Raw genomic sequence first — 22,329 nt, forward strand, 5'->3', positions numbered from 1 at the left:
GCCGTGGTGGCATGTACGAAACCTTGAACCGACGTCTTTCCCTGGAACGTAAACGATACGTCGGTCTGGAATGGAATCCCCCCCTGGTAGAGGCAGCGATGGCCGTTACCGTTCACGGGCTTGCCACTGGAAGTGGTTGAGGTTCCGGCAGGGGCAGGCGGAAGGTGACCTCGCCCTCTGCCATGCCCTGGGCGCAGATGGTCCGCAGGGTCTGATAGACGCCGATCTTGAGGCGCTTGCAGGTTTCGACCAGCGACAGGATCATGGGTCGGAAGCAGTCACCGCGATGCGACTGGCTGAAGAAACTGGTCTTGCGCCAGATGACATAGGGGCGTAGGGCACGCTCTGCCGTGTTGTTGGTCATCGGTACCCCGGGATGGTCCAGGAAGGTCCAGAACCTGGGAAAATCGTCCAACAACTTGCGGCAGCTGCGACCGGTTTTGTTGTCGCCATGTCTTTGGGCGGCCTGTTCCAGTTCGCGCCGGAAGAGGGCTTTGAGGCGTTCCAATCGCCTTCGGTAGCGGTCGGATGGGTAATGGCTCTGTTGCCAGAGCTTGCCGTAGTGAACCGTCAGGCGGGCGGCCCGGAGCAGGCGTTCGCCATCTTCGCCGGCCTGTCCCTTGCGCCCGGCGATCCGTTCCAGGTTGCGGATGAGATGCGCCCAGCAGTATTGGTGTGAGTCCTGGGGATGGTCGTTGTAGGCCCCGTGGCGGTCGGTCACCAGGATTCCCTGGAAATCCCCCAACAGCTCACCGGCCGCACCCTTGCCGCGGGAATAATGGGTCAGGAAATACGCCATCTGATCGGTCGTCAGCGCCCACAGCCAATAGATGCTGCGGCCCCGGTAGTGGCGGGTCTCGTCGGCATGGGCGATCAGCGCTTTTCTGACCGCTTCGCCAATCTGGTTGTAGACCGGACCCAGCCACGCCTGCAGCGGGATCTGGCTCTGGCTGATCGCCCCCAGGCTGAATCTCAGACCCCATTGTTCTTCCAGCAGCGCTTCGACTTCCCGCAGCGACAGGTGATAGCGCCCCGTCATCAAGCCAATCCACGCCACCAGCCCAGGTCCCATCTGGCCGCGGGGCACCTCATCCGGTAGCCGCCCCTGGTGCTTCTGACCACAACACCCACAGCGGCCTTCATACACCCGGTGTTCGACCACCCGGTAACGAATCTCGGGCAGGTCGAACACCTGATGGGGACGGAATCCCCGCACCGCCACCGACCCACCGCACTCGCAGCGGCCATGGGGAAAGTAATGCCGGACCTCGTCCACTGCTTCTGCCGGAACCAGAGCCCGCTCGTGCCCGGGATGTCCCACCTGCGCCCCTTTCTTGCGTCCCGTCGGTCGCTTGCCCTTGCGCTCGGCGCGCTTCTTCGGGCTGTCCTGGGAAGGTGGTTGGGAGGAATTGTCGGACCCCAAGGCCAACTGTTCCTCCAGTTCTTCCACCCGCGCCTGGATCTGCTGAAATTCTCCCAGCGCCCGCCAAAGCGCTTCGATCACCCGGTGGCATTCCTCCACCGTCTCGGGCAAGGGAGGTGGGCGGCTCAGGTCCAGATCAAGTCTTTCCATGGCCCGCATTCTCCTGAATCTTCAGGCACTTGGCAAGACCGGCCGGGTGACCGCGGGCGATTGCTCACCCGCGGTTCCCACAGATCCGGACGTGCCCGATTAAGGCATCCGGCTCCTCGGACTATGGCGTCGCTACGCAACGGGCAATTCCGTGAACCACGCGCGGTGGGGGGAGTGGGTATCGTTTGTACAGCCGCCCAAAATGGTCCCGGTTCATCCGTTCCCGGTTGCGGCGGGACAACCATTTGTACCAGCGCCGTCTGACCTCGTACAGGAAGCGGGCCAGCGATTGGCTGTTGCCGACGATCCCATAGTAGGCATAATGCCCCTTGAGTTTGCGGCTCAGGGCCGCTTGTTGGTCTGCAACCGGCCAGTGGCGGTGCATCCGGCACCAGTGGTTGATCGCCTGCAGGGAGCGGCTGAGCCGGGCTTGGGCGGTCTTGCGTTTGACGACCCAACGCCCTTTCCTTGAGCGTCCCCAGTAGTGGGTGAATCCCAGGTATTGGAAGCTCTGGCCTTTCCGTCCGGGTTTTCTGAAGTCGAGCAGGCGGGTTTTGTCCGGGTGCAGGCGCAGGCCGTATTTGGCCAGGCGCTTGCCCAGAACGGCCAATACCCGCCGGGCGTCTTCTTCCCGTTCGAACACCAGGACCGCATCGTCGGCGAACCGGACTTCGAAGGCGCTGCCTTGCAGTCGCGGTTTGACCGTCTGCTCGAACCACAGGTCGAGCACGTGATGCAGGTAGAGGTTGGCCAGCAGTGGGGAGATCACCCCACCTTGCGGTGTCCCTTGTTCGGGGTAGTGAAGCTGTCCGCCTTCCATGACACCGGCATTCAGCCATTTACCGATCACGCGGCAGATCACGCCGTCGCGCACCCTCTGCCCCAGAAAGTTCCGCAGCCGGTCCCGGTCCACATCGTCGAAGAAGTTTTGGATGTCCAGGTCGATGACCCAGCCACCGCCCATGGCCATCAGCCCGCCCCATAGCCTCTCCAGGGCCTGGTGGGCACTGCGTCCGGGCCGGAACCCGTAGGCGCAGTCGAGAAAGTCCTGCTCGAAGATGGGTTCCAGCGCCATCAGCACCGCCCGTTGCAGCACCTTGTCTTCCAGCGTGGGAATGCCGATCGGGCGGGTCTTTCCCGTTCCCGGCTTGGGCAGGTGGACGCGCCGTACCGCAGGCGCCCGATACCGGCCGGTCTTGAACCGTTCCAGCAGGCGCGTCAGGTTCTCCTCTAAGTCGGCTGCGTATTGGGATGCAGTCACGCCGTCCACCCCGGCGGCCCCGTCCTTGCGGGTGCGCCGCCAGGCTTCTTCCAGCCACACCACGTCGATGTGGTGGGCAATCGTGGTCAGTTCCAGCTTCGGTTCGATCCGGGCCAGTTCCGCTAGCTTCCGTTGTCGTGTTGAGATGTTCTCCTGGCTCGATGTCCCGGCCATCTGTCCCTCCGAAAGCCCCATCGTCCGACCTGCCGCTTCCCTCCATCGGGTCCCTTGGGGCAGGTTCCCCGACTTCCCAGGTACTATCGGCAGGCTCCGATTGCTCGATCACCTTCCCAGCGCGCTTCGTCGCCTTCGCGCGCCGGTACCCTGCTTCGTGTCCCGTTCGCTCCCATCGGCCGGACACCGCTCCGATGGGCCTGGGCCTTTTCTCACACGGCGCCCGCACCGCTCTTCCCGCAGGGAGTGTTCGAGCCCTCCCAGGTTCCTGGGCGACCCTTGCCCTGCATGCCCCGCTCTTCGACCCCGGCGGAGGGATGATGCCAGGCCAGTACAGCACCACCCCTGTTGCCTTCCGTCCGTTCAACAACGTCGGCTCCGCATTCCGTACTTTCGAGGCTCCATCACGCGGCCTACAGGCCCCCTGTGTACGCTTCGCAGTCGGGATCGCTCCTCGACCACGCAACACTCGGTTCCGGCTGGTGGCCAGCCTTGGCCGGACAGGACTTGCACCTGTCAGGTCGCTCTGAAGGTTTCAGCGATGTCTTTCCTTCTACATAACTTCCTCCTTCTCCAGGCTTGGCCTGGCGCAAGCCGGGTGACCGCGGGCGATTGCTCACCCGCGGTTCCCACAGATCCGGACGTGCCCGATTAAGGCATCCGGCTCCTCGGACTATGGCGTCGCTACGCAACGGGCAATTCCGTGAACCACGCGCGGTGGGGGGAGTGGGTATCGTTTGTACAGCCGCCCAAAATGGTCCCAGTTCATCCGTTCCCGGTTGCGGCGGGACAACCATTTGTACCAGCGCCGTCTGACCTCGTACAGGAAGCGGGCCAGCGATTGGCTGTTGCCGACGATCCCATAGTAGGCATAATGCCCCTTGAGTTTGCGGCTCAGGGCCGCTTGTTGGTCTGCAACCGGCCAGTGGCGGTGCATCCGGCACCAGTGGTTGATCGCCTGCAGGGAGCGGCTGAGCCGGGCTTGGGCGGTCTTGCGTTTGACGACCCAACGCCCTTTCCTTGAGCGTCCCCAGTAGTGGGTGAATCCCAGGTATTGGAAGCTCTGGCCTTTCCGTCCGGGTTTTCTGAAGTCGAGCAGGCGGGTTTTGTCCGGGTGCAGGCGCAGGCCGTATTTGGCCAGGCGCTTGCCCAGAACGGCCAATACCCGCCGGGCGTCTTCTTCCCGTTTGAACACCAGGACCGCATCGTCGGCGAACCGGACTTCGAAGGCGCTGCCTTGCAGTCGCGGTTTGACCGTCTGCTCGAACCACAGGTCGAGCACGTGATGCAGGTAGAGGTTGGCCAGCAGTGGGGAGATCACCCCACCTTGCGGTGTCCCTTGTTCGGGGTAGTGAAGCTGTCCGCCTTCCATGACACCGGCATTCAGCCATTTACCGATCACGCGGCAGATCACGCCGTCGCGCACCCTCTGCCCCAGAAAGTTCCGCAGCCGGTCCCGGTCCACATCGTCGAAGAAGTTTTGGATGTCCAGGTCGATGACCCAGCCACCGCCCATGGCCATCAGCCCGCCCCATAGCCTCTCCAGGGCCTGGTGGGCACTGCGTCCGGGCCGGAACCCGTAGGCGCAGTCGAGAAAGTCCTGCTCGAAGATGGGTTCCAGCGCCATCAGCACCGCCCGTTGCAGCACCTTGTCTTCCAGCGTGGGAATGCCGATCGGGCGGGTCTTTCCCGTTCCCGGCTTGGGCAGGTGGACGCGCCGTACCGCAGGCGCCCGATACCGGCCGGTCTTGAACCGTTCCAGCAGGCGCGTCAGGTTCTCCTCTAAGTCGGCTGCGTATTGGGATGCAGTCACGCCGTCCACCCCGGCGGCCCCGTCCTTGCGGGTGCGCCGCCAGGCTTCTTCCAGCCACACCACGTCGATGTGGTGGGCAATCGTGGTCAGTTCCAGCTTCGGTTCGATCCGGGCCAGTTCCGCTAGCTTCCGTTGTCGTGTTGAGATGTTCTCCTGGCTCGATGTCCCGGCCATCTGTCCCTCCGAAAGCCCCATCGTCCGACCTGCCGCTTCCCTCCATCGGGTCCCTTGGGGCAGGTTCCCCGACTTCCCAGGTACTATCGGCAGGCTCCGATTGCTCGATCACCTTCCCAGCGCGCTTCGTCGCCTTCGCGCGCCGGTACCCTGCTTCGTGTCCCGTTCGCTCCCATCGGCCGGACACCGCTCCGATGGGCCTGGGCCTTTTCTCACACGGCGCCCGCACCGCTCTTCCCGCAAGGAGTGATCGAGCCCTCCCAGGTTCCTGGGCGACCCTTGCCCTGCATGCCCCGCTCTTCGACCCCGGCGGAGGGATGATGCCAGGCCAGTACAGCACCACCCCTGTTGCCTTCCGTCCGTTCAACAACGTCGGCTCCGCATTCCGTACTTTCGAGGCTCCATCACGCGGCCTACAGGCCCCCTGTGTACGCTTCGCAGTCGGGATCGCTCCTCGACCACGCAACACTCGGTTCCGGCTGGTGGCCAGCCTTGGCCGGACAGGACTTGCACCTGTCAGGTCGCTCTGAAGGTTTCAGCGATGTCTTTCCTTCTACATAACTTCCTCCTTCTCCAGGCTTGGCCTGGCGCAAGCCGGGTGACCGCGGGCGATTGCTCACCCGCGGTTCCCACAGATCCGGACGTGCCCGATTAAGGCATCCGGCTCCTCGGACTATGGCGTCGCTACGCAACGGGCAATTCCGTGAACCACGCGCGGTGGGGGGAGTGGGTATCGTTTGTACAGCCGCCCAAAATGGTCCCAGTTCATCCGTTCCCGGTTGCGGCGGGACAACCATTTGTACCAGCGCCGTCTGACCTCGTACAGGAAGCGGGCCAGCGATTGGCTGTTGCCGACGATCCCATAGTAGGCATAATGCCCCTTGAGTTTGCGGCTCAGGGCCGCTTGTTGGTCTGCAACCGGCCAGTGGCGGTGCATCCGGCACCAGTGGTTGATCGCCTGCAGGGAGCGGCTGAGCCGGGCTTGGGCGGTCTTGCGTTTGACGACCCAACGCCCTTTCCTTGAGCGTCCCCAGTAGTGGGTGAATCCCAGGTATTGGAAGCTCTGGCCTTTCCGTCCGGGTTTTCTGAAGTCGAGCAGGCGGGTTTTGTCCGGGTGCAGGCGCAGGCCGTATTTGGCCAGGCGCTTGCCCAGAACGGCCAATACCCGCCGGGCGTCTTCTTCCCGTTTGAACACCAGGACCGCATCGTCGGCGAACCGGACTTCGAAGGCGCTGCCTTGCAGTCGCGGTTTGACCGTCTGCTCGAACCACAGGTCGAGCACGTGATGCAGGTAGAGGTTGGCCAGCAGTGGGGAGATCACCCCACCTTGCGGTGTCCCTTGTTCGGGGTAGTGAAGCTGTCCGCCTTCCATGACACCGGCATTCAGCCATTTACCGATCACGCGGCAGATCACGCCGTCGCGCACCCTCTGCCCCAGAAAGTTCCGCAGCCGGTCCCGGTCCACATCGTCGAAGAAGTTTTGGATGTCCAGGTCGATGACCCAGCCACCGCCCATGGCCATCAGCCCGCCCCATAGCCTCTCCAGGGCCTGGTGGGCACTGCGTCCGGGCCGGAACCCGTAGGCGCAGTCGAGAAAGTCCTGCTCGAAGATGGGTTCCAGCGCCATCAGCACCGCCCGTTGCAGCACCTTGTCTTCCAGCGTGGGAATGCCGATCGGGCGGGTCTTTCCCGTTCCCGGCTTGGGCAGGTGGACGCGCCGTACCGCAGGCGCCCGATACCGGCCGGTCTTGAACCGTTCCAGCAGGCGCGTCAGGTTCTCCTCTAAGTCGGCTGCGTATTGGGATGCAGTCACGCCGTCCACCCCGGCGGCCCCGTCCTTGCGGGTGCGCCGCCAGGCTTCTTCCAGCCACACCACGTCGATGTGGTGGGCAATCGTGGTCAGTTCCAGCTTCGGTTCGATCCGGGCCAGTTCCGCTAGCTTCCGTTGTCGTGTTGAGATGTTCTCCTGGCTCGATGTCCCGGCCATCTGTCCCTCCGAAAGCCCCATCGTCCGACCTGCCGCTTCCCTCCATCGGGTCCCTTGGGGCAGGTTCCCCGACTTCCCAGGTACTATCGGCAGGCTCCGATTGCTCGATCACCTTCCCAGCGCGCTTCGTCGCCTTCGCGCGCCGGTACCCTGCTTCGTGTCCCGTTCGCTCCCATCGGCCGGACACCGCTCCGATGGGCCTGGGCCTTTTCTCACACGGCGCCCGCACCGCTCTTCCCGCAAGGAGTGATCGAGCCCTCCCAGGTTCCTGGGCGACCCTTGCCCTGCATGCCCCGCTCTTCGACCCCGGCGGAGGGATGATGCCAGGCCAGTACAGCACCACCCCTGTTGCCTTCCGTCCGTTCAACAACGTCGGCTCCGCATTCCGTACTTTCGAGGCTCCATCACGCGGCCTACAGGCCCCCTGTGTACGCTTCGCAGTCGGGATCGCTCCTCGACCACGCAACACTCGGTTCCGGCTGGTGGCCAGCCTTGGCCGGACAGGACTTGCACCTGTCAGGTCGCTCTGAAGGTTTCAGCGATGTCTTTCCTTCTACATAACTTCCTCCTTCTCCAGGCTTGGCCTGGCGCAATGAACGGTTATTCTTGGCTCGAGAGCTGATCGATGTGTTCCTTTCCTGTGAGGAGGCAGTATAGAGACCATGGCTGCAACCATCCACGCCAACGCCAGGACTACCCCCAAGATTCGCGCCGAGATCCAGGCGGCGCCACCGAGTGTGAGCAACGCGGCGCTTGCCAGGCGATTTGGCGTCACCAAGGCGACCGTTGCCAAGTGGCGGCATCGTGATCAGGTGCATGACGGCTCGCATCGCCCGCATCGGCTGAATACCACCCTGACCGAGGCGCAGGAGGCGGTTGTTGTGGCGGTTCGGGAACTGCTGCTCCTGCCCCTCGATGACCTGCTGGTAGTGGCCCGGGAGTTTCTTAATCCCAATCTGAGCCGCTCCGCCCTGGACCGCTGCCTGCGGCGACACGGCGTAAGCAATCTGAAGGCGATGCTGCGCGAGCAGGAGGGTGAGGCGGCTTCTGGTAAGCCCTACAAGTCGTTCAAGGACTACGAACCCGGCTTTGTGCATGTAGACATCAAGTCTCCCTATTACCCACATCTCTCGCCCCTGCAGTAAGATATTGATTTCTTTGGATAGGCGTTGACATGAGCTGGGCTGAACAAGAATTTTTTCCCTGGCGCTGGGCGATGCCCGCCTGAACCGGCGGCTGTGCCGGGTGATAGAAGCGATGGCAAGCGATCCGATGGCGAGCGTTCCCAACGTTTGCGGGGGTGGCTGGGCGGAGACCAAGGCGGCCTACCGGCTGCTGGACAATGCCAGGCTGGATTTTCGGGAGGTGTTGCGGGCCCACAGTGTGCCGACCCTGGAACGGATCCGGCAGCAGTCGCGGGTGCTGTGCCTGCAGGACACCACCGAGCTGGATTATTCCGGGCGGCCGTCGATGGCGGGGTTGGGACGGCTGAATTACGAGCAGCGTCAGGGGTTGTACCTGCATCCGACGCTGGTGATCAGTGAGGCGGGCGTGGCCCTGGGGGTGACCGACTGCTGGCACTGGGCGCGTTTGCCCAAGGGGGAACCGGACCTGGCCGAAAGCCTGCGTTGGGTGGAAGGTTATGAGCGGGTGGCCGAGATGGCCGCCCTGGCGCCCGAGACCCGGCTGGTGTATGTCGCCGACCGCGAAGGTGACCTTCGGGCCCTGATCGACCGGGCCGAACAGCTGGGCTTTGCCGCCGATTACCTGATCCGGGTGCAGCACGACCGTAAGCTCAATGACCCCCTCGATGGCAAACTGCGGGCCGCGGTCGAAGCCCAGCCGGTGTTGGGGACGATCGCCTTTGACCTGCCGGCCGGCGGCAACCGCCCGGCCCGGCAGGTCACACAAACAATCCGTCTCGCCCGGGTCGAACTGAAGACCCGCAGCGGCCCGGGTCCCCAAGTCACCGTCATCCTGGCCCGGGAAGAGGCGCCCCCCGAAGGCCAGGAAGCGGTCGAATGGTGCCTGATCACCAACGAAGAAATCACCACCCTGGAACAGGCCAGAGCGCGCATCGAATGGTACCGCAAACGGTGGTGGATCGAGGTCTACTTCCGCATCCTCAAAAGCGGCTGCCGCATCGAAGCCCTGCAACTTCGCACCCGGGAACGCCTGGAACGGGCCCTGGTGCTGTATCTGATCGTCGCCTGGCGCATCCTGATGCTGATGACGCTCGGGCGGGAACATCCCGAGTGGTGCTGTGAAGTGGTGTTCTCTGTCGAAGAATGGCAGACCGCCTGGGCCATCCACCATCGCACCCCGCCGCCCGCGACGCCGCCGGATTTGGGCGCCATCGTCCGCATTGTGGCCGGCTTTGGCGGCTGGCTGGGGCGCAAGAACGATCCCCCACCCGGCCCCAAAGCCCTGTGGCAGGGCATGACCAAACTGAGCGCCTACGTGGAGGCCGTGACCGCCATCCGGGCGGCCGAGATCAAGTTCCCTCAGAGAAAACGGATAAGACATTGATTCCTATGAGAAGGGGGAAGATGTGGGTAATAGGGTGACATCAAGTATCTGCCTCAGATGGCCGACGAAAGCGCTCGCAGCTATCTGTTCGTCGCCATCGACCGGGCGACGCGGTGGGTCTATCTGGAGATCCGCAAGGACAAATCGGCCCGCTCTGCGCGTGCCTTTCTAAACAAACTCATCCAGGCCGCCCCCTTCAAGATCCAGAAGATCCTCACCGACAACGACAGGGCCTTCACGGATCGTTTCTCTGCCGCCGGAGAACGCAAACCCACAGGCACTCATCCGTTCGATGTCCTGTGCCAGGCCCACGGCATTGAGCACCGTCTCATCAAGCCCAGGAGGCCACAGACCAACGGCATGGTCGAGCGATTCAACGGGCGAATCGCCGAGATTTTGCAGACCACCCGGTTCGATTCATCCAAGGATCTCAAACAAACCCTCCTCAACTACCGGGAGGTCTACAATCATCACATCCCGCAGCGTGCCCTGGGCCATGTCACGCCCATCCAAGCGCTCAAGCAGTGGCAACAAAAACGCCCCGAGATTTTTGTGAAGAAGGTTTATAACCATGCGGGACTTGACAGTTAGAGTAAGCCATGATGCTATCGTGGCTTACCCTCTCACCTCCAGGTTGAGTTGCACTTACGAGTTGAATTCAAAGAGAAATATCATGATCGAGCTGATAAATAACGCCCTGGTCTTCCGTTTTCCGGAAGTCCATTCAGAGGCCACCTGCACCATCGACTTTCAACGCACGCTCAGGATACCGGACGACAACCGGGAATACCCTCTGCCTCCCGGTCTTGGACGTTTTCCAGTGGAGCACGTGGACGACTTTGCCGAGCGCCTTCCAGAGTCCTGGCGACAACATGGAGGCGTGATGATCCCTATGTATCAGTCTGAGGCCATGTGGGTCAATTTCTCAGGCAAATACCCCTGCGCCGTGAAGATCGCTGCCGGCAAAATCAATGCGGTTTCCGGCAAGGCATGGTCCAACGAGCTCTCGGCCGACCCCCAGGATTATGTGGTCATCCCTGAGCAACCCTGGCTTGATGGTTTCAACGTATCTGAGGACCACATACGACAATTCGTTGCAATGCCTCTGGGGGAAGGCTACACGGCGGAAGAGCAGATTACGGACGAAGCACAATATGGCGGGCTTCAGATCATCGTCTATCCAATGAAGCCAGAGGCCTATGAGCAGTACCGCTCACGAAAACAGATGGTAGTGGAAGATCTCTGCTGTTACAGCCTGAGCATGGATATGGAAATGGGATTGGCTCCTGGCGGCTTGATGAAGCAGAAAATCTATGAAGACGAATATGGCATCGACAGTTGGGACCAGGAACACGGTTCGCGTTGCTTCGTGCATATCGCCAACAGCGCGGTTTATGAAACCATCGTCGGTCGCAAGCCCCCTCACGAACCGCCCACAGCCAGAGAATACACCGCCGCTGGCCTACCGTGGTTTGACTATTACGCTGACACGAAGGCTCTCGAAGGGTCGAAAATCCTGAGTGGACTTACCAGTCTGGCAGCAAAGGCGATCGAAAAAACAGGAAAACCGCCAAAAGACAATGCTCCGGTGGAACCAAAACTCGTGAAGGAAATCCACAGCAACAACATCGTCCGCGAAGGGGAGTTCTGACTAACCGACCAGACGACTCACAGGTTGGCTAAACCCACCCTATTACCCACATCTCTCGCCCCTGTAGTAAGATATTGATTTCTTTGGATAGGCGTTGACATGAGCTGGGCTGAACAAGAATTTTTTCCCTGGCGCTGGGCGATGCCCGCCTGAACCGGCGGCTGTGCCGGGTGATAGAAGCGATGGCAAGCGATCCGATGGCGAGCGTTCCCAACGTTTGCGGGGGTGGCTGGGCGGAGACCAAGGCGGCCTACCGGCTGCTGGACAATGCCAGGCTGGATTTTCGGGAGGTGTTGCGGGCCCACAGTGTGCCGACCCTGGAACGGATCCGGCAGCAGTCGCGGGTGCTGTGCCTGCAGGACACCACCGAGCTGGATTATTCCGGGCGGCCGTCGATGGCGGGGTTGGGACGGCTGAATTACGAGCAGCGTCAGGGGTTGTACCTGCATCCGACGCTGGTGATCAGTGAGGCGGGCGTGGCCCTGGGGGTGACCGACTGCTGGCACTGGGCGCGTTTGCCCAAGGGGGAACCGGACCTGGCCGAAAGCCTGCGTTGGGTGGAAGGTTATGAGCGGGTGGCCGAGATGGCCGCCCTGGCGCCCGAGACCCGGCTGGTGTATGTCGCCGACCGCGAAGGTGACCTTCGGGCCCTGATCGACCGGGCCGAACAGCTGGGCTTTGCCGCCGATTACCTGATCCGGGTGCAGCACGACCGTAAGCTCAATGACCCCCTCGATGGCAAACTGCGGGCCGCGGTCGAAGCCCAGCCGGTGTTGGGGACGATCGCCTTTGACCTGCCGGCCGGCGGCAACCGCCCGGCCCGGCAGGTCACACAAACAATCCGTCTCGCCCGGGTCGAACTGAAGACCCGCAGCGGCCCGGGTCCCCAAGTCACCGTCATCCTGGCCCGGGAAGAGGCGCCCCCCGAAGGCCAGGAAGCGGTCGAATGGTGTCTGATCACCAACGAAGAAATCACCACCCTGGAACAGGCCAGAGCGCGCATCGAATGGTACCGCAAACGGTGGTGGATCGAGGTCTACTTCCGCATCCTCAAAAGCGGCTGCCGCATCGAAGCCCTGCAACTTCGCACCCGGGAACGCCTGGAACGGGCCCTGGTGCTGTATCTGATCGTCGCCTGGCGCATCCTGATGCTGATGACGCTCGGGCGGGAACATCCCGAGTGGTGCTGTGAAGTGGTGTTCTCTGTCGAAGAATGGCAGACCGCCTGGGCCATCCACCATCGCACCCCGCCGCCCGCGACGCCGCCGGATTTGGGCACCATCGTCCGCATCGTGGCCGGCTTTGGCGGCTGGCTGGGGCGCAAGAACGATCCCCCACCCGGCCCCAAAGCCCTGTGGCAGGGCATGACCAAACTGAGCGCCTACGTGGAGGCCGTGACCGCCATCCGGGCGGCCGAGATCAAGTTCCCTCAGAGAAAACGGATAAGACATTGATTCCTATGAGAAGGGGGAAGATGTGGGTAATAGGGTGGGCTAAACCGACACTGGCACTCAGAAACAAGCGTCCCGCTGGTTCGCATCGAGCTGGCGGTACTGTTCACGCAAATCGAACATCACCATACAGACCACTGCAACCTGTTGATCTCCCTTACAGGACCAAGCGTCACAACAGCACTTGAGGGGGTACGCTTCCGAGGGGTGGTGGCAGAGAATATCGGCCCGTGAGAGAGCCAGAGCGGGAGAATGGCGGGATGGCGTGGCGAGGCCGAGGTGCGGTTGCATGGGCCGGAGGGCCCGGAACGACGGGACTCCGGGCACAAAAAAGCCGGCTTCAGAGAACCGGCGTTTTCGTGTAATGGCGGAGAGGGAGGGATTCGAACCCTCGGTGCGCTTGCGCGCACACCTGATTTCGAGTCAGGCCCGTTCGGCCAGCTCCGGCACCTCTCCGGGAACTGTGCTATTTTACACGACCGGGCCGGAATTTTCCTCTCAGCTCTCCACCAGGCCAGGGCAATCGCATGAACGCTACGTCCATCCAAGCAACTGAGCCCGATAGTGGTCACTGGAGGCGGCCAGGAGCCGCCTTGCCTTGATGCCCCCGCGGCGTTTGGTGGGGTCGAGGCGAAAGAGATTGAGCACCATCTGTTTGAGCAGCGCCAGGTTATGAGCCGCATGTCGGGTTCGAAGGCGCACCTGATCATCGTTGAATACGACATCCATACACCAGTGAAGCGGGTTCTCCACCGCCCAATGCTGGCGCACCGCCGAGGCCAGCCGTTCGGCATCGGCCGGCAGGCTGCTGATGTAGAAACGCCGTTCCCGGGTGGTTTTGCCGGCGACGGTGCGTTCGGACTCGACCACGGCAAAGCAGGCCAGATCCGGCCAGCGCTGGGGCCGGTCCAGGCTGTCGAGCTGGTCGAACACATAGCAGCGGCGCACTTCCAGGCGACCATGCGCCTTGTCGACCGTCTCGCATTGCTGATGCGGGGTTTTGGCGCGTCCTGAAAGGCCTGGAAGAAATCCCGGATCGATTCGGCCAGACCTTGCTGGTTGTCCTTGACCGCCAGTACATAGTCGGCCCCCCGGTCACGGATGGCCTTGGCAATCTTGGGATCGGTCCCCATGGCATCGAGGGTCACCACGCATCCTTTCAAGGCCAGGGTCTCCAGCAGGGCGGGAATGGCCGTCTTCTCGTTGGATTTGTCGGCCACCGCCTCTTGACCGACCACCAACCGGTACTGAGCCGCAAAGGCACTGACCAGATGCAGGGGATCCTGCCCCTTGGACCGGCTACGCCGACTGGTCTTGCCGTCGATGGCGATCACCTGACCTTCCAATGCCGGAACCACGCTCACCGCCCAGCGCTGGAAGGCCGATCCGAACGCTTCCGGATCGATCATCGCCAAAATCCGCCCCAGGGTGTCATGGGACGGAATCCCATGCGGCAAGGGCACATATCGACGCAGCCAATCCAGCTTCTCTTTGCCCCAAAGTTCAATCTCCACCAACGTATCGGCACCGCAGATCACCGCACACACCACAACCACCAGCACTTCCACCAGATCGTAGGTTACCTTCGATGATTGTCGCGGGTCCGGAATCGATACGAACACCTCGCTCAGCGCCAGGGGCTTTTCCAGCATCTGTGCCTCCCACAAAAAGCATGCTCCTCAGAGAAGAAGTCTCTAATCTGCAAGTAATCTGCTGCAAGTCATCGAATCTTAAACCATCGTCTTCGTGGGGTATATTCATGCGATTGCCCTGGGCTGCAACCCTGATCGAGGGAATCGACGCCAAGTACCTGTTGGCGGACAAAGGTTACGACAGTGATGCCCTCATCGCCCAGGCCAAAGAGCAAGGGATGGAGCCTGTCATCCCTTCCCGCAGGAATCGCAGGCATCGGCGTGAATACGACAAGCATTTGTATCGTCTGCGCCATCTGGTCGAGAACGCCTTTTTGCATCTCAAGCGCTGGCGGGGTATCGCCACCCGTTATGCCAAAAATACGGCTTCCTTCCTTGCCGCCGTGCATATCCGCTGTATCGCCATTTGGGCATCAATCTTGTGACGACACTATCCAGGAATAGCGCTTCAATCGGGCGTATAAGCCAGATTCGGCGCCAGCCATTTCTCCGCCTCTTCCAGCGTCCAGCCCTTGCGGCGGGCGTAGTCTTCCACCTGGTCGCGGCCGATTTTGCCGACATTGAAATAGACGGCCTGGGGATGGGAGAAATACCAGCCGCTCACCGCCGCCGTGGGTACCATGGCGAAGCTTTCGGTCAATATCAGACCGGCGTTCTTTTCCGCCTGAGTCAGATCGAACAGGGCGCGCTTTTCGGTATGGTCCGGGCAGGCCGGATATCCGGGCGCCGGGCGGATGCCGCGGTATTTCTCCGCGATCAGATCCTCGTTGGTCAGCTTCTCGTCCGGCGCGTAACCCCAGAACTCGCGCCGCACCCGCTCGTGCAGGTGCTCGGCGAAGGCCTCTGCCAGGCGGTCCGCCAAGGCCTTGAGGAGGATGGCGTGGTAGTCGTCGTGCTCGGCCTCGAAACGTTCGATGTGGGCGTCGATGCCGATGCCGGCGTTGACCGCGAACGCCCCGATCCAGTCCTGCACGCCGCTCTCCTTGGGCGCGATGAAGTCGGCAAGGCAGTAGTTGGGCTGACCGGCAGGCTTCTGGTGCTGCTGGCGCAGGTGGTGGAGCATCACCTCCCCGGCCTCGGTCTGGACGGCGATGTCGTCGCCCAGGCTTTGGGCGGGAAACAGGCCGAACACCGCCCGGCCCTTAAGCCACTTTTCGGCGACGATCCGTTCCAGCATCCGCCGGGCGTCGGCCAGCAGCCTGCGGGCCTCGGCGCCGACGATCTCGTCGTCGAGGATCTTCGGGTAGCTGCCGGCCAGTTCCCAGGCATGGAAGAACGGGGTCCAGTCGATGTAGGGCACCAACCGGTCCAGGGGATAGTCGTCGAGGACGTGGATGCCCGGCCGCTTCGGCGCCGGCGGCCGGTAGCGGGTCCAGTCGCCCTGGAAGTGGTTGCGCCGCGCCTCGAGGATGGGCAGCAGCTGGGTGCGGTCCTGCTTTCTGGCATGGCGCTCGCGCACCTGGTCGTATTCCTGCTTGAGCCGGGCCAGGTAGGGCTCGCCCAGCTCGGCGCTGAGCAGGCTGCCGGCCACCCCCACGGCGCGGGAGGCATCGGTGACGTACACCACCGGCCCCGAATAGTGAGGATCGATCTTGACCGCGGTGTGGACCCGGGAGGTGGTGGCGCCGCCGATCAGCAGCGGGATGTCGAATCCCTGCCGCTCCATTTCCTTGGCCACGTGGACCATCTCGTCCAGGGACGGGGTGATGAGACCGGACAGGCCGATGATGTCCACCTGCTTTTCCCGGGCCTCCTGGAGAATCCGGTCGGCGGGCACCATCACCCCCAGGTCCACCACTTCAAAGCCGTTGCACTGCAGCACCACGCCGACGATGTTCTTGCCGATGTCGTGGACGTCACCCTTGACCGTGGCCATGAGAATCTTGCCGGCGGTCTCCCCCGCCTTGCGCTCGGCCTCCAGATAGGGGAACAGATAGGCCACCGCCTTCTTCATCACCCGGGCCGATTTGACCACCTGGGGCAGGAACATCTTGCCGGCGCCGAACAGATCCCCGACCACGTTCATCCCCGCCATCAGGGGCCCCTCGATCACCGCCAGGGGGCTGCCGAGCTTGCGGTAGGCCTCCTCGGTGTCCTCGTCGATGTGGTCGGTGATGCCCTTGACCAGGGCGTGCTCGAGGCGCTTTTCCACCGGCCAGGTGCGCCATTCTTCATCCTCCTTGGTACTGCCGGCGCCTTCGCCGCGGTATTTCTCCGCCATCTCCAGCAGGCGCTCGTCGGCATCCTCACGGCGGCACAGGATCACGTCCTCGATGGCCTCGCGCAGGTCCCGGGGCACTTCCTCGTAGATGGCCAGCTGCCCGGCGTTGACGATGCCCATGTCAAGGCCGGCCTTGATGGCGTGGTAGAGGAACACCGCGTGGATGGCCTCGCGCACGTAGTTGTTGCCGCGGAAGGAGAAGGAAACGTTGGAGATGCCGCCGGAGGTCTTGGCGTGGGGCAGATCCCGTTTGATCGCCGCCACCGCCTCGATGAAGTCCAAGCCGTAGCGGCGGTGTTCGGGAATACCGGTGGCGACCGCGAACACATTGGGATCGAAGATGATGTCCTCGGGCGGAAAATCGAGCTTTTCCCGCAGCAGCCGGTAGGCGCGGGTGCAAATTTCCACCTTGCGCTCGAAGGTGTCGGCCTGGCCGGCCTCGTCGAAGGCCATCACCACCACCGCCGCCCCGTATTTCCGCGCCAGGCGGGCGTGCTGCAGGAAGGTTTCCTCGCCTTCCTTCAGGGAGATGGAGTTGATGACCCCCTTGCCCTGGATGCACTGCAGGCCGGCCTCGATCACTTCCCACTTGGAGGAGTCGATCATTACCGGCACCCGGGCGATGTCGGGTTCGGCGGCCACCAGATTGAGAAATTTGACCATCGCCGCCCTGGAGTCGAGCATGCCCTCGTCCATGTTGACGTCGATCATCTGGGCGCCGTTTTCCACCTGCTCCTTGGCCACCTCCAGGGCGGTGTCGTAGTCCTCGGCCTGGATCAGGCGGCGGAAACGGGCGGAACCGGTGACGTTGGTGCGCTCACCGATGTTGACAAAGAGGGAGTCCTCATCGATGTTGAGCGGCTCCAGCCCGGACAGCCGGGTGGCCACCTTAGGCCTGGGGACCTGCCGCGGCGGAAGACCTGCCACCGCCTCGCCGATGACGCGGATGTGGTCCGGGGTGGTGCCGCAGCAGCCGCCGACGATGTTGAGAAAGCCGGACTCGGCCCACTCGCGGATCTCTTGCGCCATGTCCTCCGGGGTCAGATCGTAGCCGCCGAACTCGTTGGGAAGACCCGCGTTGGGATGGGCGGAGACGAAGGTATCCACATAGCCGGAAATCTCCTCCACGTACTGGCGCAGCTCGGCCGGTCCCAGGGCGCAGTTGAAGCCGAAGGACAGGGGGCGGGCGTGGCGCAGGGAATTCCAGAAGGCTTCTGCGGTCTGGCCCGACAGGGTGCGGCCGGAAGCATCGGTGATGGTGCCGGAGATCATGATCGGCCGCTCGGTGCCGGTGCGCTCGAAGTAATCGAGGACGGCGAACACCGCCGCCTTGGCGTTGAGGGTGTCGAACACGGTCTCGATCAGGATCAGGTCGGCGCCGCCCTCGATCAGCCCCTCCAGGGCTTCGGTGTAGGCGTCCACCAGCTCCCTGAAGGTGAGGTTGCGGAAACCGGGATCGTTGACGTCCGGGGAGATGGAGGCGGTGCGGTTGGTGGGACCGAGCACCCCGGCGACGAAGCGGGGCTTGTCCTCGGTGGTGAATTCATCCGCCGCCTGCCGGGCCAGGCGCGCCGAGGCCAGGTTGATCTCCCGCGCCAGCGCCTCCATCCCGTAGTCCGCCAGGCTGATGCGGTTGGCGTTGAAGGTGTTGGTCTCGATGATGTCGGCCCCGGCCTGGAGATACTGGCGGTGGATCTCGCCGATGATCTCCGGGCGGGTCAAGGACAAAAGGTCATTGTTGCCCTTGAGATCCGAAGGCCAGTCGGCGAAACGCGCGCCGCGGTAGTCGGGCTCGCTCAGGGCGTACCGCTGGATCATGGTGCCCATGGCGCCGTCGAGACGCAGGATGCGGCGCTGCAGTTGCTGGCGGATGCGGGTGGAAACGGAATCGGTCATGGTCGATCGCAGTCTTGTATGGATGGAACCGGGGAACTTTACCACGGGTTTTCGGGAGGATTGCCTCAATTTTTATCGGCAGTTTTGCGATAATGGCAACGGTTTATACAATCAAAAGAACGATCCAGTCAGGAGAACTACCATGTACAAGCACATCAGTCTCATCTTGCTCGCCGCCCTTCTGGGCATCGCCAGCGTGAGCCAGGCGGTCACGATCCGCAAACAGACCGCCGCCGCCGACAAGAGCAGCCGCAATCCGGTCTGTCTTCAGGACGCCAAACCCATCCTGGGCAAATGGACCCTGGTGGAAGTCGCCCCCCGGGCGAGCGGTCAGCGCATTGCCGAAAACCGCACCTGGGAATTCCGTCCCGACGGCACCCTGGTGACTTCCGGCTACAACCGTCACTTCAAACGCAACGACACCCAGACCTTCCACTACGAGATCGAAAACTGCATGATCGTCAGCGATGTGCCCGGCCGTCCCGGCAAGAAGCTGCGTTACCGGGTCTATGACCTGCAGGACGACCGCATGGTTCTGCAAGGCGGTGTCGAAGGTTTCTACTTCTTCAAGCGTCAGTAATCTTTTCCAGTCTAGGAGGCCGCAACCATGTCCAACGAAACCGAAACGCTTCAGAGCAAGTACAAAAGCGATCTCATCATGTGGGCCGGGATTCTGGTGGTGAGCATCATCTTCATCGTCATCTTCTCGATCTTCACCACCACCTCGCCCATCGACCTGGCCAAAAAGATCCTCAGCGCCATCCTGATCATGTTCCTGCCCGGCTACGTGATCGTCAAACTGTATCTGGACGATCTCAAGCTGAGCGAGAACCCGGCGGTGGACAAGTTCATCCTCTCCTTCGGCCTGTCGATGGTGACGGTGCAGTCGTTGGCGTTCCTGGTCAACTACTTTGCCGTCTATGGCGAAAACCTGGACCAGGAAGTGCGAATCCAGGTCGAGAACCTGATCCCGCCGATGATCGTGGTCCTGGTGATCGCCACCGCCGTGGGCCTGAAGTTCTTCTCGAACAAGATCGCCGCCGTGTGGGAGAAGCTCAACGGCTGGTTCCAGGCCAAGATGGGCGACATGGGTTCCACCCTGCTGCTGGTGCTCGCCACCGCCCTGGCCCTGGCCACGCTGCTGGGCATTCTGCGGTTGACCCTCTACATCGCCATGAAGGTCATGGGGGTCCCGCCCTACTGAGCCTTTCAGGCCGCTTTGGCGCCAGAGAAGGCGGGCCCGCGGGTCCGCCTTCTTCTTTTCCGGTGCTTGCTTTCGCGGCGGCGAGGCTGCACACTGAAATCCCCCCGGCTGCAGAGGACATCCGATGGACATGCCGTCCCGGCCCGAAACGGCCGGAGATTTCGACATCGACACCCGCCTCTACGACCGCGCGGTCCGCCTGTTCCGCTTCGCCCGGCGCTTTCTGCGCCTGCACATCAAGCTTCACGATCCCGACGACTACGTCCGGCAGGGCCAGATCTTCGTTTTCAATCATTTCGCCCGCTTCGAGACCCTGATTCCCCAATACCTGCTCTACGAGCATTGCGGGGCTTACTGTTATGCCATCGCCCACCGCGAGCTGTTCGAAATCGACCCCAACCTGACACAGCTGCTGCGCGCCACCGGCGCCGTGCCCCACGACCATCCCCGGCTGCTGCCGCTGCTGGCCCGGAAGATCCTCCAGGGCCACAAGGTCATCGTCTTTCCCGAAGGCGGCATGGTCAAGGACCGCCGGGTGATCGACCGCCGCGGCCGCTACCGCATCTACTCCCGCACCGCCCGCCGCTGGCGCAAGCAGCACACCGGCGCCGCGGTCCTCGCCCTGGGGCTGGACCTGTTCAAACAAACCGTCCTGCGGGCCGCCGCCGACGGCGACGATGCCCAGCTGCAGCGCTGGTACCGGGCGCTTGGGCTGGAGGACACCGAGACCCTGCTGCAGCGCTGCCGCACCCCGACCCGGATCGTGCCGGCCAACATCACCTTCTTCCCCTTGCGCCTGGAACCCAACTGGCTGCTGGAGGTGGCCCGGCGTTTCCGCCCCGGCCTCAAACGCCGCCATCTGGAGGAGCTGCTGATCGAAGGCAACCTGCTGCTACGGGAGACCGACATGGACGTGCAGCTGGCAGCGCCGATTTCGGTGCGCCAATTCTGGCGCCCCTGGGAACTCGCCCTGGCGCCCCGGACCACGGACCTGGACACGATCTATCGCTGGCACCAAAGCCCCTCGCCGCTGCAGCGCTGGCTGGCCTGGCGTCTCCGCCGCCACGCCGAAACCATCCGCGACTGCTACATGGCGGCGATGTACCAGGCGGTCAGCGTCAACCTGTGCCACTTGGCCGCCACCCTGATTCAACACTGGTTCCATGCCGGTCACGACGCCATCGACCGCTCCCGCTTCCGCCGCATCCTGTATCTGGCGATCAAGCACCTGCAGCGCCAGCCGCAGGTTCACCTGCACCGCAGCCTGGCCAATCCGGAAAATTACCAGTCACTGCCGGACGCTGTGCCCCCCGCCCCTGGAGCAGTTTCTCTGCACCGCCGCCGCTGCCGGCCTCATCGAACCGGTAGGGGGGCGGCTGCATTTCCTTCCCAAGCTGGGACAGGAATTCGGCCTCGACAGCATCCGCCTGGAGAACCCGATCACCGTCTATGCCAACGAGGCCGCGCCGGTGCATGCCGTGCGCCGGGCGGTGACGGCCGCCATCGACGAAGCCGGGCAGGCGGGGCCGGCCGCCCTGGCCCGCTGGCGTTTCGACGACGAGGTGCAGTCCTGGCATTGGGACCGGCGTTTCTACCAGGCCCGGTGCTTTGCCGAGATCAACCGCCGCGAGGGCCCCAAGCGGGAAGGCCGGCCGTTCCTGCTCGACCCACCCCACCGCAACGACTGCGGCGTCCTCCTGGTTCACGGCTTGCTGGCCTCCCCAGCGGTGATGCGCCCGTTGGGGGAAAATCTCGCCCGGGCGGGCTACACGGTCCTGGGGGTGCGCCTGAAGGGACACGGCACCTCCCCCTGCGATCTGCGCGAACGCAGCCGCGGGGACTGGCTGGCATCGGTCCGCCGCGGTCACCGCATCCTCGCCGACCTCTGCCCCCAGACCGCCATCGTAGGCTTTGCCACCGGGGCGCTGCTGGCGCTGCAGCTGGCCGCCATCCAGCCGGACCGACTCATGGCCGTGGTCGCCGTTTCCGCGCCCCTGCGCTTCCGCCAGCGGACGCTGCGCTGGATCCCCCTGGTCTATCAGGCCAACCGCCTGATCCAGTGGATGAGCGACGGCGGTGTGTCGGAATTCGTCCACAACCCTTCGGGACACCCGGAAACCAACTACACCCAGGTTCCCCTGCGGGCGCTGCACGAGCTGCACCAGCTCATGGAGGAAACCCCTGAGGCGGCGGCGACGGTCCATTGCCCGGTCCTGCTGCTGCAGGGCAACCGCGACCCGGTGGTCGACCCAGACAGCGCCCGCCGCCTGCTCGCCCACCTGAAAAGCCAGACCAAATTCCTGGCCCTGGTGCCTTCCCGCCGCCACGACATCGTGTTCCGCAATACCCTGCGGAGCCACGACACCATCCTCCATTTCCTCGACCTTTACGCAGTGCCGCCATGACCGACCGTCCCTGGTTCGCCCACTACCCGCCCGGCCTGCCCGCCGAACTGCCGCCCCGGCGCGACCCCTCCCTGATCGCCCTGTTCGACCGCTGCTGCCGCCATTTCGCTGACCGGCCGGCCCTGGAAAACTTCGGCACCGCTCTGAGCTACCGCCGCTGGCACGACCTGTCCCGCCGTTTCGCCGCCGCCCTCCAGCAGCTGGGACTGGAAAAAGGCCAGCGCCTGGCGATCATGCTGCCCAATTTCCTCAGCTACCCGGTGGCCCTGACAGGCACCCTGCGGGCCGGGCTGGTGGTGGTCAACCTCAACCCGCTGTTCACCCCCCCCGGGAGCTGA

Annotated in this window: 12 protein-coding genes, 1 tRNA gene and 5 pseudogenes; 11 read left to right on the plus strand and 7 right to left on the minus strand. The window is 63.2% G+C overall.

What is annotated here, in order from left to right; all coding sequences use genetic code 11:
- Window positions 1-112 precede the first annotated feature (112 nt).
- From tnpC to ltrA (MCIT9_RS01375), 4 genes are all read right to left on the minus strand, one after another.
- Window positions 113-1,573 carry an IS66 family transposase gene (tnpC, locus tag MCIT9_RS01360; RefSeq protein ID WP_317704479.1) on the minus strand — a complete coding sequence of 487 codons (1,461 nt, stop codon included), beginning with the start codon at window positions 1,571-1,573 and terminating at the stop codon, window positions 113-115.
- Between the two features lie 121 nt (window positions 1,574-1,694).
- Window positions 1,695-3,029, minus strand: coding sequence for a group II intron reverse transcriptase/maturase (gene ltrA / locus MCIT9_RS01365; protein WP_317705651.1), 1,335 nt, complete (start codon window positions 3,027-3,029; stop codon window positions 1,695-1,697).
- 652 nt (window positions 3,030-3,681) lie between these two features.
- Window positions 3,682-5,016 (minus strand): group II intron reverse transcriptase/maturase, encoded by a 1,335-nt coding sequence (gene ltrA / locus MCIT9_RS01370; protein WP_317704536.1) that lies wholly within the window; start codon window positions 5,014-5,016, stop codon window positions 3,682-3,684.
- 652 nt (window positions 5,017-5,668) lie between these two features.
- A complete protein-coding gene (gene ltrA, locus MCIT9_RS01375) occupies window positions 5,669-7,003 on the minus strand; it encodes a group II intron reverse transcriptase/maturase (protein WP_317704536.1) in 1,335 nt (444 codons plus the stop codon).
- Window positions 7,004-7,644: 641 nt separating this feature from the next.
- Here ltrA (MCIT9_RS01375) and MCIT9_RS01380 point away from each other — a divergent pair.
- The 5 genes and pseudogenes from MCIT9_RS01380 to MCIT9_RS01400 form a co-directional block, all read left to right on the plus strand.
- Window positions 7,645-8,112 (plus strand): annotated as a pseudogene (locus MCIT9_RS01380) (transposase family protein); the annotation flags it as partial.
- A gap of 79 nt (window positions 8,113-8,191) precedes the next feature.
- Entirely contained in the window at window positions 8,192-9,511 is a 1,320-nt protein-coding gene (locus tag MCIT9_RS01385; protein ID WP_317706680.1) for an IS4 family transposase, read from the plus strand.
- Between the two features lie 36 nt (window positions 9,512-9,547).
- A pseudogene (locus MCIT9_RS01390) lies at window positions 9,548-10,102 on the plus strand (integrase core domain-containing protein); the annotation flags it as partial.
- 82 nt (window positions 10,103-10,184) lie between these two features.
- Window positions 10,185-11,162 carry a hypothetical protein gene (locus tag MCIT9_RS01395; RefSeq protein WP_317705652.1) on the plus strand — a complete coding sequence of 326 codons (978 nt, stop codon included), beginning with the start codon at window positions 10,185-10,187 and terminating at the stop codon, window positions 11,160-11,162.
- Window positions 11,163-11,296: 134 nt separating this feature from the next.
- Window positions 11,297-12,616 carry an IS4 family transposase gene (locus MCIT9_RS01400; RefSeq protein WP_317706681.1) on the plus strand — a complete coding sequence of 440 codons (1,320 nt, stop codon included), beginning with the start codon at window positions 11,297-11,299 and terminating at the stop codon, window positions 12,614-12,616.
- 362 nt (window positions 12,617-12,978) lie between these two features.
- On the opposite strand, the gene MCIT9_RS01405 is transcribed toward MCIT9_RS01400, so the two are convergent.
- Window positions 12,979-13,069: transfer RNA gene (locus tag MCIT9_RS01405), tRNA-Ser, on the minus strand.
- A gap of 78 nt (window positions 13,070-13,147) precedes the next feature.
- Window positions 13,148-14,181 (minus strand): annotated as a pseudogene (locus MCIT9_RS01410) (ISAs1 family transposase).
- Between the two features lie 206 nt (window positions 14,182-14,387).
- Here MCIT9_RS01410 and MCIT9_RS01415 point away from each other — a divergent pair.
- Window positions 14,388-14,690 (plus strand): annotated as a pseudogene (locus MCIT9_RS01415) (transposase); the annotation flags it as partial.
- A gap of 23 nt (window positions 14,691-14,713) precedes the next feature.
- Here MCIT9_RS01415 and metH read toward each other — a convergent pair.
- The gene (gene metH / locus MCIT9_RS01420; RefSeq protein ID WP_317705653.1) at window positions 14,714-18,382 is read right to left on the minus strand and encodes a methionine synthase; all 3,669 of its coding nucleotides are present in this window, start codon (window positions 18,380-18,382) and stop codon (window positions 14,714-14,716) included.
- Between the two features lie 142 nt (window positions 18,383-18,524).
- On the opposite strand from metH, the gene MCIT9_RS01425 reads away from it, so the two are divergent.
- The 5 genes and pseudogenes from MCIT9_RS01425 to MCIT9_RS01445 all read left to right on the plus strand — a co-directional run bounded on the left by MCIT9_RS01425 (window position 18,525) and on the right by MCIT9_RS01445 (window position 22,329).
- On the plus strand, window positions 18,525-18,962 hold the full coding sequence (locus MCIT9_RS01425; protein WP_317705654.1) for a hypothetical protein: 438 nt from the start codon (window positions 18,525-18,527) through the stop codon (window positions 18,960-18,962).
- A gap of 27 nt (window positions 18,963-18,989) precedes the next feature.
- Entirely contained in the window at window positions 18,990-19,586 is a 597-nt protein-coding gene (locus MCIT9_RS01430) for a hypothetical protein (protein WP_317705655.1), read from the plus strand.
- A 130-nt stretch (window positions 19,587-19,716) separates the two neighbouring features.
- Window positions 19,717-20,148 (plus strand): annotated as a pseudogene (locus tag MCIT9_RS13635) (1-acyl-sn-glycerol-3-phosphate acyltransferase); the annotation flags it as partial.
- Between the two features lie 601 nt (window positions 20,149-20,749).
- Entirely contained in the window at window positions 20,750-21,991 is a 1,242-nt protein-coding gene (locus tag MCIT9_RS01440) for an alpha/beta hydrolase (protein ID WP_317705657.1), read from the plus strand.
- Window positions 21,988-22,329, plus strand: coding sequence for an AMP-binding protein (locus MCIT9_RS01445; RefSeq protein ID WP_317705658.1), 342 nt, complete (start codon window positions 21,988-21,990; stop codon window positions 22,327-22,329). Before MCIT9_RS01440 ends, MCIT9_RS01445 begins: the two co-directional genes overlap by 4 nt.

Origin of the sequence: Methylomarinovum caldicuralii (genome assembly GCF_033126985.1) — a bacterium.
GTDB lineage: Bacteria > Pseudomonadota > Gammaproteobacteria > Methylococcales > Methylothermaceae > Methylohalobius > Methylohalobius caldicuralii.